General features: G+C 53.9%; 20 protein-coding genes. 7 read left to right on the top strand and 13 right to left on the bottom strand.

Translation table 11 applies throughout. The annotated features are described in order from the left end of the window. The first annotated feature begins 135 nt into the window (after positions 1-135). A complete protein-coding gene (ytfE, locus tag L383_RS03365) occupies positions 136-798 on the top strand; it encodes an iron-sulfur cluster repair protein YtfE (RefSeq protein ID WP_023331865.1) in 663 nt (220 codons plus the stop codon). An 86-nt stretch (positions 799-884) separates the two neighbouring features. On the opposite strand, the gene cycA is transcribed toward ytfE, so the two are convergent. Next, a complete protein-coding gene (cycA, locus tag L383_RS03370; protein WP_023331864.1) occupies positions 885-2,294 on the bottom strand; it encodes a D-serine/D-alanine/glycine transporter in 1,410 nt (469 codons plus the stop codon). A gap of 311 nt (positions 2,295-2,605) precedes the next feature. Next, entirely contained in the window at positions 2,606-3,226 is a 621-nt protein-coding gene (gene fklB, locus L383_RS03375) for an FKBP-type peptidyl-prolyl cis-trans isomerase (RefSeq protein WP_008502892.1), read from the bottom strand. A gap of 233 nt (positions 3,227-3,459) precedes the next feature. Here fklB and L383_RS03380 point away from each other — a divergent pair, with 233 nt between their 5' ends. Continuing rightward, positions 3,460-4,098, top strand: coding sequence for an OapA family protein (locus tag L383_RS03380; RefSeq protein WP_023331863.1), 639 nt, complete (start codon positions 3,460-3,462; stop codon positions 4,096-4,098). 68 nt (positions 4,099-4,166) lie between these two features. On the opposite strand, the gene rplI is transcribed toward L383_RS03380, so the two are convergent. Genes rplI through rpsF form a run of 4 tightly spaced genes read right to left on the bottom strand, consistent with a single transcriptional unit; the run spans position 4,167 to position 5,606 of the window. Continuing rightward, entirely contained in the window at positions 4,167-4,616 is a 450-nt protein-coding gene (gene rplI / locus L383_RS03385; protein ID WP_006810372.1) for a 50S ribosomal protein L9, read from the bottom strand. Positions 4,617-4,657: 41 nt separating this feature from the next. Further along, entirely contained in the window at positions 4,658-4,885 is a 228-nt protein-coding gene (gene rpsR / locus L383_RS03390; RefSeq protein ID WP_000135199.1) for a 30S ribosomal protein S18, read from the bottom strand. A gap of 4 nt (positions 4,886-4,889) precedes the next feature. Continuing rightward, entirely contained in the window at positions 4,890-5,204 is a 315-nt protein-coding gene (gene priB / locus L383_RS03395; RefSeq protein ID WP_008502895.1) for a primosomal replication protein N, read from the bottom strand. Between the two features lie 6 nt (positions 5,205-5,210). Continuing rightward, positions 5,211-5,606: a 30S ribosomal protein S6 gene (gene rpsF / locus L383_RS03400; protein ID WP_014068637.1), complete on the bottom strand. Its 396-nt coding sequence runs from the start codon at positions 5,604-5,606 to the stop codon at positions 5,211-5,213. Between the two features lie 341 nt (positions 5,607-5,947). Between rpsF and yjfY the strand changes: the two genes are divergently transcribed. Continuing rightward, on the top strand, positions 5,948-6,223 hold the full coding sequence (gene yjfY, locus L383_RS03405) for a DUF1471 family protein YjfY (RefSeq protein WP_023331862.1): 276 nt from the start codon (positions 5,948-5,950) through the stop codon (positions 6,221-6,223). A 142-nt stretch (positions 6,224-6,365) separates the two neighbouring features. Here the strand turns inward: yjfY and L383_RS03410 are convergent, their stop codons facing one another. Genes L383_RS03410 through ulaA form a run of 6 tightly spaced genes read right to left on the bottom strand, consistent with a single transcriptional unit; the run spans position 6,366 to position 10,773 of the window. Beyond that, complete coding sequence (locus tag L383_RS03410; RefSeq protein ID WP_023331861.1) at positions 6,366-7,052, bottom strand: L-ribulose-5-phosphate 4-epimerase; 687 nt, start codon at positions 7,050-7,052, stop codon at positions 6,366-6,368. After that, positions 7,045-7,905: an L-ribulose-5-phosphate 3-epimerase gene (locus tag L383_RS03415; RefSeq protein ID WP_023331860.1), complete on the bottom strand. Its 861-nt coding sequence runs from the start codon at positions 7,903-7,905 to the stop codon at positions 7,045-7,047. The genes L383_RS03410 and L383_RS03415 overlap by 8 nt, the downstream gene beginning before the upstream one ends. 9 nt (positions 7,906-7,914) lie before the next feature. Beyond that, positions 7,915-8,565, bottom strand: a complete 651-nt coding sequence (ulaD, locus tag L383_RS03420; RefSeq protein WP_014882242.1) for a 3-keto-L-gulonate-6-phosphate decarboxylase UlaD — start codon at positions 8,563-8,565, stop codon at positions 7,915-7,917. 12 nt (positions 8,566-8,577) lie between these two features. Beyond that, positions 8,578-9,045, bottom strand: a complete 468-nt coding sequence (gene ulaC, locus L383_RS03425) for a PTS ascorbate transporter subunit IIA (RefSeq protein ID WP_014882241.1) — start codon at positions 9,043-9,045, stop codon at positions 8,578-8,580. A 9-nt stretch (positions 9,046-9,054) separates the two neighbouring features. Next, complete coding sequence (gene ulaB / locus L383_RS03430; RefSeq protein ID WP_003856022.1) at positions 9,055-9,360, bottom strand: PTS ascorbate transporter subunit IIB; 306 nt, start codon at positions 9,358-9,360, stop codon at positions 9,055-9,057. Between the two features lie 12 nt (positions 9,361-9,372). Beyond that, positions 9,373-10,773: a PTS ascorbate transporter subunit IIC gene (gene ulaA / locus L383_RS03435; protein WP_014882240.1), complete on the bottom strand. Its 1,401-nt coding sequence runs from the start codon at positions 10,771-10,773 to the stop codon at positions 9,373-9,375. Between the two features lie 359 nt (positions 10,774-11,132). Here ulaA and ulaG point away from each other — a divergent pair, with 359 nt between their 5' ends. Continuing rightward, positions 11,133-12,197 carry an L-ascorbate 6-phosphate lactonase gene (ulaG, locus tag L383_RS03440; protein WP_010427455.1) on the top strand — a complete coding sequence of 355 codons (1,065 nt, stop codon included), beginning with the start codon at positions 11,133-11,135 and terminating at the stop codon, positions 12,195-12,197. A 110-nt stretch (positions 12,198-12,307) separates the two neighbouring features. Beyond that, a complete protein-coding gene (ulaR, locus tag L383_RS03445; protein WP_014882239.1) occupies positions 12,308-13,063 on the top strand; it encodes an HTH-type transcriptional regulator UlaR in 756 nt (251 codons plus the stop codon). Here the strand turns inward: ulaR and yjfP are convergent. Then, complete coding sequence (gene yjfP, locus L383_RS03450) at positions 13,060-13,782, bottom strand: esterase (protein WP_023331859.1); 723 nt, start codon at positions 13,780-13,782, stop codon at positions 13,060-13,062. The genes ulaR and yjfP overlap by 4 nt on opposite strands. A gap of 137 nt (positions 13,783-13,919) precedes the next feature. Between yjfP and bsmA the strand changes: the two genes are divergently transcribed. Both bsmA and yjfN read left to right on the top strand, forming a co-directional pair. After that, entirely contained in the window at positions 13,920-14,249 is a 330-nt protein-coding gene (gene bsmA, locus L383_RS03455; protein WP_014882237.1) for a biofilm peroxide resistance protein BsmA, read from the top strand. 136 nt (positions 14,250-14,385) lie between these two features. Next, positions 14,386-14,673 carry a DUF1471 family protease activator YjfN gene (gene yjfN, locus L383_RS03460; RefSeq protein ID WP_023331857.1) on the top strand — a complete coding sequence of 96 codons (288 nt, stop codon included), beginning with the start codon at positions 14,386-14,388 and terminating at the stop codon, positions 14,671-14,673. Positions 14,674-14,689 lie beyond the last annotated feature (16 nt).

The raw sequence follows: 14,689 nt of genomic DNA, 5'->3' as shown, positions 1-14,689 counted from the left end.
TCCATTCAGGGCGTTAACCCGGATAATTTTTTGTGACTTACGTCTCACTTTTACCCTTCCCTCTAAAGGGTTATAGCGCCGCCATAAAGATGCATTTAAAATGCACCTTATATTCTTGATGACGAGGTAACTGCTATGGCCTTTCGCGACCAACCCCTCGGCGAGCTGGCGCTCTCCATCCCTCGCGCTTCTGCGCTGTTCCGTAAATACGATATGGATTACTGCTGCGGCGGTAAGCAAACCCTCGCGCGAGCGGCCTCACGTAAGGAGCTGGATGTGGAGGTGATTGAAGCAGAGCTGGCGCAACTGGCCGAACAGCCTGTTGATAAAGACTGGCGTACCGCCCCGCTCGCAGAAATCATCGACCACATTATTGTGCGTTACCACGATCGCCACCGGGAGCAACTGCCGGAGCTGATCCTGCAGGCGACCAAAGTCGAGCGCGTACATGCTGACAAACCTTCCGTACCCCGCGGTCTGGCGAAATATCTGACCATGCTGCACGAAGAGCTTTCCAGCCACATGATGAAAGAAGAACAGATCCTCTTCCCGATGATTAAACAGGGAATGGGCAGCCAGGCAATGGGTCCGATTAGCGTGATGGAAAGCGAGCATGATGATGCGGGCGAACTGCTGGAAGTGATCAAACACACCACCCACAACGTCACACCGCCGCCAGAGGCGTGCACCACCTGGAAAGCGATGTACAACGGCATTAACGAGATGATCGATGACCTGATGGAACACATCAGTCTTGAGAACAACGTGTTGTTCCCGCGGGCATTAGCTGATAAATAAAAAAGCCCGGTAGCGCTAGCGCTTACCGGGCCTACAACGTCCTCGAACGTAGGCCGGGTAAGCGTCAGCGCCACCCGGCAACATGCTTAACGCATGCCAGCCATACGTTTCTTACCGATAAACACCCAGCCCAGCCCCAGCGCGATAAACCACAGCGGCGTAACAATCAGCGCCTGACGGGTATCATCTTCCAGCGTCAGCAGCACCAGCACGAACACGAAGAACGCCATGCACACCCAGCACATCAGCTTGCCCAGCGGCATCTTGTAGATCGACTTCTCATGCAGGTGTGGACGCTGTTTGCGGTACACCAGGTACGAGCAGAGGATAATGGTCCAGACGAACATAAACAGGATTGCAGAGACCGTGGTGATCATGGTGAACGCGCCAATCACGCTTGGGTTCACGTAGAGCATGACCACGCCGCCCAGCAGGCACATGCAGGAGAAAGTCAGCCCTTTCGCCGGTACCGCACGCTTAGACAGTTTCGCAAAGGCGCTCGGCGCCACGCCCTCCTGCGCCAGACCAAACAGCATACGGCTGGTTGAGAACACGCCGCTGTTCGCGGACGACGCCGCAGAGGTCAGCACGACGAAGTTAATCAGGCTTGCCGCAGCGGGCAGCCCTACCAGCACAAACAGTTCAACGAACGGGCTCTTGCTCGGCACCACGGAGCTCCACGGCGTCACGGACATAATGATGATCAGCGCAAAGACGTAGAACATGATGATACGAACCGGAATCGAGTTAATGGCGCGCGGGAGAGACTTCTCGGGATCTTTAGTTTCGGCCGCCGTGGTTCCCACCAGCTCAATGCCCACAAACGCGAACACCGCAATCTGGAAGCCGGCAAAGAAGCCGCTGATGCCTTTCGGGAACCAGCCGCCGTCATTCCACAGATGGGTAAATGACGCCTGTACGCCGGTTGGCGACTGGAAGTGCGTCAGTACCATCACCAGGCCCACAACAATCAGCCCCACGATAGCGACAATCTTGATCATCGCGAACCAGAACTCCATCTCACCGAACATTTTTACGGTGGCGAGGTTGAGGCTCAGCAGCAAAGCGATAACCGCCAGCGAGGCCACCCAGTCTGACAGTCCCGGGAACCAGAACTGTGCGTAGGCGGTAATCGCCACGACGTCCGCCATACCGGTAACAACCCAGCAGAACCAGTAGGTCCAGCCGGTGAAATAGCCTGCCCATGGACCGAGCAGGTCAGACGCGAAGTCGCTGAAGGATTTGTATTCGAGGTTCGAGAGCAGCAATTCACCCATTGCCCGCATCACGAAGAACAGCATGAAACCAATGATCATATAAACGAAGATGATCGACGGCCCGGCAAGACTGATGGTTTTGCCTGACCCCATAAACAGCCCGGTCCCGATGGCCCCACCTATGGCGATAAGCTGAATATGACGGTTTGTGAGATTGCGCCGTAGCGACTGTTCAGACGTCGCCTCTTCTGCAGCGGCGACTTTGACCTGATCTACCATGTAATTTTTCCTGTTTATGCCTGTCTGTGTTGTTAAGGCTCTTCTGGCCTTTAAATACGTCAAAAGATGACGTTCCCCTTGTAAGGGCTTATCGATATTAGGTAAGAATCGGCGGGATGAATACTATGATTTAGATATTATGTTAATAATATGTTGAAAGTGAGTGTCATATCACTCATACAGCGCGAAACAGCTCACAAAAATACACGCAAAAGTTTCGTTTGCAAGATAAAATATTGATAACGTCGTAACTATAGGTTTTATCACTATTTTCCTCTCCCCGAACGGAGAGAGGAAATAAGAAAAGTCGATTACAGGATTTCCAGCAGCTCGACTTCAAATACCAGGGTGCTGAATGGCGGGATGGATGCGCCAGCACCACGCTCGCCGTAAGCCAGGTTGTGCGGAATAGTCAGTTCCCATTTGGAGCCAACTGGCATCAGGGTCAGCGCTTCAATCCAGCCTGCGATCACGCCGTTGACCGGGAATTCTGCCGGTTCGCCACGCGCCACGGAGCTGTCAAACACGGTGCCGTCGATCAGTTTACCGGTATAATGTACGCGAACGTGGTCGGTACGTGCCGGGATTGCGCCGTCGCCCTGGTTGATCACGCGGAACTGCAGGCCAGACTCGGTGCTGTTCACGCCTTCACGCTCACGGTTCTCTTCCAGATATTTCACGCCTTCGGCCGCCATCTCTTCGAAACGCGCGCGACGCACAGCGTCAGCACGTTCATGAATTTCACGCAGTGCGCGGTGTACAACGTCAACCGGAACAGCGGGCTGTTTACCTTCCAGCGCGTCAGCGATACCCGCCACCAGCGCTTCTGGTAACAGACCTTCCAGGCCGGATTCGCTCAGCTGCTGTCCTACCTGCAAGCCGATACCGTAACTTGCCTGCGCTTCGATAGTGTCAAAAGTCGGGGTGGTCATGGGTTTTCCTTCCATCACATTTAAAGTAGCGGGCAGCATAGCAGCCATGCCCTTATGGGTAAAACTTTGTCTGAAGTTAAGGTGACAAACCGCGACGAAACAGAAACAATAGAGACAACCAGGATTAATCCCGAACTGATGTCACGGATGTCGGGTTTGCTACGCCGTTCAGGCAGTTAGCAAACTATACTTCGATGCACAGGATAAAAAAGACGCGGAGCAGGAGGAGAGCCATGCCCGGGCGATTTGAACTGAAACCTACCCTGGCGAAAATCTGGCAGGCGCCGGACAATTTTCGCATTATGGACCCGCTGCCTCCCCTGCATCGCAGAGGGATTATCATTGGTGCGCTGATGGTGATCGTAGGCTTCCTGCTTCCTTCCGGCGGTGATGATGTCGATACCGCCCCTGTCACCCGCAATGCACAACTGGATATTCAGTCGCAAACGCGGCCGCAGCCTGATGCACAGCCGATGCAAACGCAGCTGGTGACCCCTTCGAACGATCCGGGTCAGGTCGCGCCGGTTGAACCGGAACCCGTCCAGGAAGATCAGGCTCAAACCTCCGCCCCGGTAGAGCAGCAGGCTCAGCAGCCTAGGGGCATTGAGCAGCAGTGGCGCTCCTATCGCGTCGAGCCGGGTAAAACCCTGGCGCAGCTTTTCCGCGATCACAACCTGCCGCCGACTGACGTGTATGCCATGGCAAAAGTGGAAGGTGCGGGTAAGCCGCTCAGTAACCTGCAGAATGGTCAGATGGTACAGATTCGCCAGAATGCCAGCGGTGTGGTGACAGGCTTAACGATTGATACAGGAAATGGTCAGCAGGTGCTGTTTACCCGCCAGCCGGACGGCAGTTTTGTCCGGGCGCGTTAAAGACCTGGTTCTTTAAAAAGCAAAACGCCGGCACAAGGCCGGCGTTTCAACGTGAGCAGAGTAAAAAATTACTCAGCTACAACGTTAACAACCAGTTTAGCGAACACTTCGCTGTGAACCTGGAAGTCAACTTCGTGCTCACCAGTGGTACGCAGAACGCCGTTCGGCATGCGAACTTCGCTCTTAGCCACTTTAACGCCTGCTGCAGTCACTGCATCAGCGATATCGCGGGTACCGATGGAACCGAACAGTTTACCTTCGTCGCCAGCTTTAGACGCGATGGTAACGGTGCCCAGTGCGTTGATTGCTTCAGCGCGAGCGTTAGCAGCCGCCAGAACGTCAGCCAGTTTGGCTTCCAGTTCAGCACGACGTGCTTCGAAAAACTCTACGTTTTTCTTAGTAGCTGGAACAGCTTTACCCTGTGGAACCAGGAAGTTACGAGCGTAACCCGCTTTAACGTTTACCTGATCACCCAGGCTGCCCAGGTTTGCTACTTTATCAAGCAGAATAACTTGCATTACCTTATCCTCTTAAAGTCGTATTAATGGACCGTGCCCGATTACTGATGACGATCAGTGTACGGCAGCAGGGACAGGTAGCGAGCGCGTTTGATAGCGCGAGCCAGCTGACGCTGATATTTTGCACGAGTACCGGTGATACGGCTTGGGACAATCTTACCGCTTTCGGTGATGTAGTTTTTCAGCGTTGCGATATCTTTATAGTCGATCTCTTGAACGCCTTCCGCGGTGAAACGGCAGAACTTGCGACGACGGAAATAACGTGCCATATGGCTAGTCTCCAGAATCTATCAAATCAATCTGCTCGGCATGCAGAACCATTTTGCTCAGGCCGTTCTTTGCCTTGTGGCAAGAGATGAACCCCTGAACGATTACTGCGCTACCGACCGTTAAACTGTGAGTAATGGCCTGGTTTTCGTGTCCGCTAATAATAACGGGCATTTGGCACCACGCCTGCCGGTGAAACCCGGCTTCCTCTTGCACAGAACGATGCTCAAGCACGAACTGGCAATGCGGAATTCCTGATGGACTGACCTTTCGAAGGGGAGCCCTGCATACGATGCCGGACAACGCCAGACGGTTGGTCATCAGAAATTACTCTTCAGAATCCCCAGCATCAGAATCATCTGCGGTTTCGTTTGCGAAATCATCGCGACGCTCACGGCGCTCGTCTTTCGCTTTAACCATCGGAGATGCTTCGGTAACTGCGTTTTTGGTACGCATAACCATGCTGCGGATAACGGCATCGTTGAAGCGGAAGGTAGTTTCCAGCTCATCGATCACTTCCTGCGGCGCTTCAACGTTCATCAGAACGTAGTGTGCTTTGTGCAGTTTGTTGATCGGGTAAGCCAGCTGACGGCGGCCCCAGTCTTCCAGACGGTGGATCGTACCTTCTGCACCAGTGATGGCAGCAGAGTAACGCTCGATCATACCCGGAACCTGTTCGCTCTGGTCAGGATGGACCATAAAAACGATTTCGTAATGACGCATCGAATTGCTCCTTACGGATTATTCAGCCTCCTGTCTGGGTCAGCCGAGGCCCGGGGAGGCAAGGAACGTGTTAAAGGTCGGCTGAAAAATTGACGCGTCATAATACTTGCGCGCCCCTGGAAACTCAAGCTGATTGCACAAATAATTCGCACAAAGCGTAAAGCGGGTCTAAGTGGGTGATTTAAAATTGAACACACCAGGAAGCGTTGTTTTTTTGAACAACAGCATCAGAAATGGTCACGCATCCCCGCCGTATGAATGATTACACTTTAATCAGAGAACACCTGAATTAAAGAAGGAGTATCCCCTCTCTCACAGCACGCAGTCGTGGAGCGCATATCATGAAAAAAATCGCATTAGCCATTATGGCTGCGCTTTTGCTCAGTGCAAACGCGATGTCAGCCATCAAAATAGACGGCCGGCAGGCCAGGAACATGGATGATGTGCAAAGCTTAGGCGTAATCTATATCAATCATAATTTCGCCACTGAAAGCGAAGCAGATCAGGCACTAAATGAAGAGACCGATGCCCAGGGCGCAACCTATTACCACGTGATGTTAATCCGTGAGCCCGGCAGCAACGGCAATATGCACGCCAGTGCAGACATTTACCGATAACGCTTTAACGCTAGCACCAGGAAAGCCAACAACGAGAACATAGCCATAGTTTACGTTGCCCCCTGCCCGGGGGCTTTTTTTTTGTAAATGGCTCTGAAATACCACCGGTTACAACTGTTTTTCGGTATTCCAGAGCACTTATTTACTTCTGCCCGTAATAGGCATTCGGGCCGTGCTTGCGCATGAAATGCTTGTTCATCAGGTAATCATCAATCCCCTGAAGCTGTGGATTAATGTCGCGGGCAATCCACGCCATTTTGGCCACCTCTTCCATCACCACAGCATTATGCACCGCGTCGTGAGCATCTTTACCCCAGGAGAACGGACCGTGCTGGTACACCACAATTCCCGGCGTATGCAGCGGTTCTGCCTCACCCAGCGTTTCGATAATCACCTTGCCGGTGTTGAGCTCGTACTCGCCTTCCACCTCGGCCTGCGTTAACGCGCGCGTGCAGGGAATATCCCCGAAGAAGTAATCCGCGTGCGTCGTGCCCAGCGCCGGGATGGCAAGCCCAGCCTGTGCCCAGGCGGTGGCATGGGTTGAGTGGGTATGCACTACCCCGCCGAGGGAGGGATAACGTCTATAAAGCGCCAGATGGGTAGCGGTATCCGAAGAAGGACGCCACTGTCCCTCTACGACGTTTCCTTCAAGGTCCACGACAACCATATCGTCGACCTTCATGGTCTCATACGCCACTCCGCTGGGTTTAATGACGATGAGGCCGCGCTCTCGGTCAATCGCGCTGACGTTACCCCAGGTGAACGTTACCAGGCCATAGCGCGGCAAATCCATATTGGCTTCAAAGACCTGCTGTTTAAGCTTAAGCATGTTCCACCTCCAGCAAACCTGCTCGCGCCATACGCTCGCGCACCCAGTCCCGCGCGTTTGCCACTTCCGCTGCCGGGTCGTCAGACGTCTCGCTCCACATCTCAATCAGGTAAGGCCCGCAATACCCTGTCTGCTTGAGCGTCTCGAAGCATCGTTCGAACTCCACCACCCCGGAGCCGAACGGTACGTTTTTAAACACGCCAGGACGGGTATCTTTGACGTGCACCGCCACGATATGCCCGATGCCCGCCTGCAGCTCCATCTGCACGTCGTTATCCCATGCCGACAGGTTGCCGATATCCGGATAGAGTTGGAACCACGGGTTATTCAGATAGTGCGCGTAGCCCAGTGCCTTGCTGATGGAGTTCATTAACGGGTAGTCCATGATCTCCATCGCCAGCGTCACCTGCGCGCGGCTTGCCATTTCAACGCTCTCTTTCAGACCGTCACGGAAACGACGGCGCGTTTCATCGTTGGCTTCCTGATAGTAAACGTCATAACCCGCCAGCTGGATCACACGGATACCGACATCCTGAGCAAAGCGAATGGCTTTGCGCATGATCTCCAGCCCCTGCGCCCGCACGGCATCATCTTCGCTGCCGAGGGGAAAACGACGGTGAGCGCTCAGGCACATGGACGGCACGCGCACGCCCGTTTCAGCGATGGCGCTCACCAGCGCCAGACGCTGCTCGCGGCTCCAGTCGAGGCGAGAGAGGCGTTCATCCGTCTCATCCACTGACATTTCGACAAAATCGAAACCCAGCTGCTTCGCCAGCTGTAACCGCGCCAGCCAGCACTCCCCCGCAGGGAGTGCCTTTTCATAGATGCCAAGCGGAACCTGTTTTGACAACATACCCGCTCCTTAGCCCCAAAGCTGAGCGATTGAGCGTTTGAACTGACGCGCTGCTTCCACCGGAGACGCCGCGTCACGGATGCTACGACCCGCAATAAAGACGTGAATCGGGATACCCTTGAACAGCGGCAGATCTTCCAGCGCCAGGCCACCGGTCACGGTCACTTTGAAGCCCATTTCGGCCAGACGTTTAATCGCGCTGATGTCCGCCTCGCCCCACGCCACGCCAGCAGCCTGCGCATCACGGCTGCGGTGGTATACCACCTGCTGGATCCCCGCATCGCGCCACGCCTGTGCCTGCTCCCAGGTCCAGAAACCGGTCAGTTCAATCTGCACGTCGCCGTTAAACTCTTTTGCCACGTCCAGCGCGCCTTTGGCGGTATTGATATCCGCGCAGCAGATCACGGTGACCCAGTCGGCGTTGGCTTCAAAACACATGCGGGAGAGGATTTTGCCCGCGTCAGCGATTTTGGCATCAGCCAGTACGATTTTGTGCGGGTAGAGCGCCTTCAGGTCACGAACGGCGCGAACGCCTTCGCCCACGCACAGAATGGTACCCACTTCAATGATGTCTACCTCTTCGGCGATCAGGCGGGTGGTTTCATAAGCATCGGACAGCGTCTGGTTATCCAGCGCAACCTGCAACATTGGTAATGACATGTTCAATTCCTCTTAAACGGCCGCCGCAGTGGCGTTATCAATTAAATCCAGCACTTCCTGCGCGGTACGGCAGGCGCGTAAACGGTCAAAATTGGCTTCATCATCAAACAGATTGACGATCTGCATGATGCCCACCTCCTGGTGGGTATTGGCATCGACGGCCGCCATGGTGATCAGAATATCGACCGGGTCGTTATCTTCATGGTTGAAGACCAGGGGCGTTTTCAGCGTGACCAGCGCAAAGCCGGTTTTCTTCACGCCCTCTTCCGGGCGGCCGTGCGGCATAGCCAGCCCCGGGGCAATCACAAAATAGGGGCCGTGCTGCGCCACGCCATCCAGAATGGCCTGGTAATAACGCGGCTCGACAACGTCCGCCTTAACCAGCAGATCCACGCTCAGCTTCACCGCTTCCTGCCAGGTGCTGGCGTCAGCCTGCAAAAGGATGGAGTCATTCTCTGCCAGCGAATCTCGTAGTTTCATGTCGGGTCCTTACTTCACGTCTTGTGGGAAGTGTTCTTTGATCACTTCCAGCAGTTTTGGTCCGAAATCCGCAGGCGACAGCATGTTGCGCACGCCCACCACATATTTGTTGCCCGACACGCTAATCTCGCCGGCAATGTGAGTTGACGCGATAATGATGTCTGCGCCGTTCAGCTCACTTTTGTATTCACCCACTGCGCAGCTGTTTACCGTGTGGTCGATGTTTGACTGGGTTAAAAACTGGTCCACTTTCATCTTCATGATCATGGAGCTGCCTTGCCCATTGCCACACACAGCCAGGATACGTACGGTCATAATCGAAACTCCTTAGTGAGCAGAAACTTCTGCTGTTTGTTTTTCTGCATCTTCTTCTGCTCGCAGCGAACGGCCAGCGAAGAACATATAAGCCAGTGCAATCAGGATGATGACGGCCATAAAGACCAGCCCGACGGACGCAAAGCCCTGCATCATCGGCGGCGCCAGGATTGACCAGTCCGCCATGCCCATCCAGGCGCTCATACCGGTGAGCTTGACCGCCCACACGCAACCGAAGATTTCCACCATCCCCATCACCAGGCAGATCTTGAGCGCTGCACGCCAGCCGCCGAAGTGGTTAGCAAAAACGCCGATGGTGGCGTTGGAGAAGAACATCGGGATAAAGCCAGGAATAATCAGGATTGAGGAGCCGCAGGCCACCAGGATACCCACCGCAATCAGCTGGCCGATGGTGCCCCACATAAAGCCCCAGACGACGGCGTTTGGCGCGAAGCTATAGATGGCCGCACAGTCAATTGCCAGAACGGCTCCCGGGATCAGGCGCTGAGAGATGCCGTTGAAGGCTTCAGAGAGCTCGGCGACGAACATACGCACGCCCTGGGTGATGATGAAAATGGCCACCGCGAAGGAGAAACCGGTCTGCAGGATATAAATCGTCCAGTGCGTTTTGCCCGCCATCGCCTGCACAACGTCAATGCCAAAGGAGAGCAGAATGGCGCCGAAGAAAAGGGTCATCACAATCGCCGTCGAGACGATGTTGTCATGGAAGATATTCAGCCAACCGGGCATCTTGAGGTCTTCAACGCTCTCCTCTTTTTTCCCCAGGTATGGCGCAACTTTATAGGCAACCCAGGCCGCAAACTGCTGCTGATGGCCGATGGAGAAGCCACAGCCGTCGGTCACTTCCTGGGTCGGCTTGTACATCATGTTGGAAGTGATGCCCCAATAGAGCGAGACCAGCACCGCGGTGCAGATAATCGTGGTCCACATTGGGTAACCGAAGATATAGAGAGAAACCGCGATCAGACCCGCCTGCTGGAACATGATGTGACCGGTAAGCATGATGGTGCGAATACCGGTAATGCGACGCAGCAACACGTAGATAATGTTCAGCGCCAGCGCGAGCAGAACCGCGTAACCCACCCAGCTGTAGGCGTCACCCATGCGGTCAATCGTGGCCATCATTGAGGCATAAGTATCGGAAATTGCACCGTTTATACCGTAGACCTCCGCCATTTTGGCGACGACTGGCTTAAACGTGCTGGTCAGGATGCCTGACCCCGCCTGCAACAGCATAAAACCGATAATGGTCTTAATCGTGCCTTTGATGATCACGCTGACGCTTTTACGCAGCAGGATGTAACCCAGGCACGTCACGATACCCAGCAGCAGCGGGGCGTTGGTCATTACCTGATTGAAGAAAACGGTAAAGACGTTGTAGAGGATCTCCATAACTCTCTCCAGAAATGAGAACACGAGGGGCAATCCCTGTGTGGTTGGTGTCATCACTCTAGTAATCACAAATAATCATCACAAGATTGAATTTGATTATTTGTGACGCATCACGCAAATTATTTCCATGGTGTTAGTAATGATTTTCACTACCGCACAAACAAAATGAATTATTCTTTATAATTCATGCAATTAATCATTAACAGCGGATAGTCTAACAAGGATAAAGCGAAGTATCTGTGATATCGCACAGTTAAAATTACGCACTTTTGTCATTGCAAAGCACGTCAAATGGTGCCAGAGTTAATCACAACAAATCACCATATGATTACTTTTGATTAAAACCAGGAGTCAAAACGATGAGTAAAGTGAACACCATCACCCGTGAATCATGGATTCTGAGCACCTTCCCGGAGTGGGGTAGCTGGCTGAACGAAGAGATCGAACAGGAACAGGTTGCTCCTGGTACTTTTGCCATGTGGTGGCTGGGCTGCACCGGTATCTGGCTGAAATCCGAGGGTGGCGCCAATATTTGCGTCGATTTCTGGTGCGGCACAGGCAAACAGAGTCACGGCAATCCGTTGATGAAAAAAGGCCACCAGATGCAGCGCATGGCCGGCGTGGAAAAACTGCAACCGAACCTGCGTACCACGCCGTTTGTGCTCGATCCTTTTGCCATTCGCCAAATCGATGCCGTGCTCTCCACCCACGATCACAACGATCATATTGACGTGAACGTGGCGGCGGCAGTAATGCAAAACTGCGCGGACGACGTGCCGTTTATCGGGCCGCAGACCTGCGTGGATCTCTGGATTGGCTGGGGCGTGCCAAAAGAGCGCTGCATCGTGATGAAACCGGGCGACGTGGTGAAAATCAAAGACATTGAAATTCACGCCCTGGATGCCTTTGACCGTACCGCACTGATTACGCTGCCGGCTGACCAGAAAGCCGCAGGCGTTCTGCCGGACGGCATGGACGAGCGCGCCGTCAACTACCTGTTCAAAACCCCTGGCGGTTCCCTGTACCACAGCGGCGACTCACACTACTCCAACTACTACGCGAAGCACGGTAATGAGCATCAGATTGACGTGGCGCTGGGCTCCTACGGCGAGAACCCTCGCGGCATTACCGACAAGATGACCAGCGCCGATATGCTGCGTATGGCGGAGGCGCTGAACACTAAGGTCGTGATTCCGTTCCACCACGACATCTGGTCAAACTTCCAGGCCGATCCGCAGGAAATTCGCGTGCTGTGGGAGATGAAAAAAGACCGCCTGAAGTACGGATTCAAGCCATTTATCTGGCAGGTAGGCGGCAAGTTCACCTGGCCGCTGGATAAAGACAATCTTGAGTACCACTACCCACGCGGTTTCGATGATTGCTTTACTATTGAGCCAGACCTGCCGTTTAAGTCCTTCCTCTGATTATCCGGCCACATCGCCAGACCCTGAGTCTGGCGATTTCATATTTATTTTAGTAATTTCACGCTATTTCAAATATCATCTTTTCAAATCAATTCTTATCGGAATAGCTCATGACGGAAGCGCAACGGCATCAAATTTTACTGGAACTCCTGGCGCAAACAGGGTTTATCACCGTCGAGAAAGTGATCGAACGTTTAGGCATCTCCCCCGCCACCGCGCGGCGGGACATTAACAAGCTGGATGAGAGCGGCAAACTGAAAAAAGTCCGCAACGGTGCAGAAGCCATCAGCCAGCAGCGTCCACGCTGGTCGCCAATGAATATCCATCAGGCGCAGAATCACGATGAAAAGGTGCGGATCGCCAGAGCCGCCTCACAGCTGGTGAACCCGGGTGAGAGCGTCGTCATCAACTGCGGGTCTACGGCATTTTTGCTGGGCCGCGAGATGTGCGGCAAGCCGGTGCAGATCATCACCAACTACCTACCGCTCGCCAACTATCTTATCGACCAGGAGCATGACAGCGTGGTGATCATGGGCGGCCAGTACAATAAGAGCCAGTCCATCACCCTTAGTCCCCAGGACAGTGAAAACAGTCTTTACGCCGGGCACTGGATGTTTACCAGCGGCAAAGGCCTGACTGCAGACGGTTTATATAAAACCGATATGCTGACTGCGATGGCCGAACAAAACATGCTGAACGTTGTGGGCAAACTCGTCGTGCTGGTCGACAGCAGTAAAGTCGGTGAACGCGCAGGCATGCTATTTAGCCGCGCAGAGCAGATCGACATGGTGATCACCGGCAAAGGGGCTAACCCCGAGATCCTCCAGAAACTGGAAGATCAGGGCGTTAAAATCCTGCGGGTTTAAAGGTGCTGGCGGAAAAACGCCACCGTGGCCTCCAGCGCCGCTGGCGTAATGCGGTGGCGGACGCCCGATTCCCACAAACAGGTCAGATTGCCGTCCAGTCCTTCACGCTTTAGCGCCTGCTGCAGGCGAAAGGTGCCGTCAGGCGGTACCACGTCATCTGCGTCACCGTGCCACAGCAGAAGCGGACGATCGGCCACGCGCGGCAGTGCGCGAGTCACTTCCCAGTCAGCCAGCCTCGCCGTCATTTCCGTCAAATCTTGCGGGGGAAAAAGCGTCTTCGCCAACGACGTAAAGTAGCCGGAGCCCATCAGACAGGCGACGGATCTCACTTCAGGATGATGCGTCATAATCCCCAGCGCCGTCATGCCGCCCATCGAGGCCCCGGCAACCGCCAGCCGGTTATCGGCCACCAGCCCTGCGTCATAAAGCGCATCGCGCAGCCCGGAAAACTCGGTCAGACTGCCGTGCAGAATGGGCCAGAACTGACCAAGCCGCGCCTGTTCATCCCCCGTAAAGCGCACACCGTGATCGGGGGCATCCGGCATGACGACACGAAAACCGGCCTGCGCCAGCGCCACCGCAAAATAACTGTAAACCAGCTTTGACGAGGTAAATCCATGATAAAAAACCACAACTGGCAGCGGTTTATCACGTTTCCCCGTCGGCGTGGCGTGTAAAATTTCATGGTCGCCGAGACGGCGTATTTCAATTTCAATCATTGTCGACCCCGTACGAATGAATGATTCATAATGTTGAGAACTGGGTTACGGTTTCAGGCTATTTTCATTCGAAAATTACGCCCCAGATAACACTTCGGGAACATTCCCCCAAAACGAAATTCGCAGACAACTACACTATGGCTATCAGGAAAAGAGATATGGTTATGCACAGGTTTGCAGCTTTATTGCTGGTGCTTCTTCTCAGTGGCTGTAGCGCACTGCAGGGAACGCCGCAACCCGCTCCTCCGGTTGCCGATCACCCGCAGGAGATTCGTCGTAATCAGACAGAAGGATTACAACGAATGGGCACCGTCTCCGCGCTGGTTCGCGGTTCTCCGGATGACGCAGAAGAGGCAATAAAGGCACAAGCCGTCGCCGCCAAAGCAGATTATTACGTCATTATCATGGTCGATGAAACCATCATTACGGGGCAGTGGTATTCACAGGCCATTTTATACCGTCAGTAATGGTTTTCCTTTGAACGACATTTACACTGCTTTGCGTCCATAGACATTTTCCTGTCCACAATAAACTCCATGCCCGCGTCAATGGAAAGGAGTTTATTCGCGAAGGATTGCCCGGCGGATACCGGAGATATGTGAAATGGAGCTGACGATGAAACGAACTCTTGCTTTGACCTCTCTGTTGCTCTCAGCAGGCCTGGTGAGCACCACCGCGCAGTCAGCAGAATTTGCCAGCGCGGATTGCGTAACAGGTCTGAATGAAATAGGCCACATCTCCGTCAATAACATTTCGGGGAGCCCGCAAGATGTTGAACGTATCGTGGCATTAAAAGCCGATGAACAGGGTGCCTCATGGTATCGCATCATCCAGATGCAGGAAGATAACCATGTCGACCACTGGCGGGTACAGGCCATTCTCTACGTCTAAGCACCTTCCTGATAAA

Origin of the sequence: Enterobacter sp. MGH 37 (genome assembly GCF_000534515.1) — a bacterium.
Taxonomy (GTDB): Bacteria; Pseudomonadota; Gammaproteobacteria; order Enterobacterales; family Enterobacteriaceae; genus Enterobacter; species Enterobacter kobei.
The sequence above is the reverse complement of the archived record's forward strand: the minus strand, read 5'-3'. Positions and strand labels throughout refer to the sequence as shown.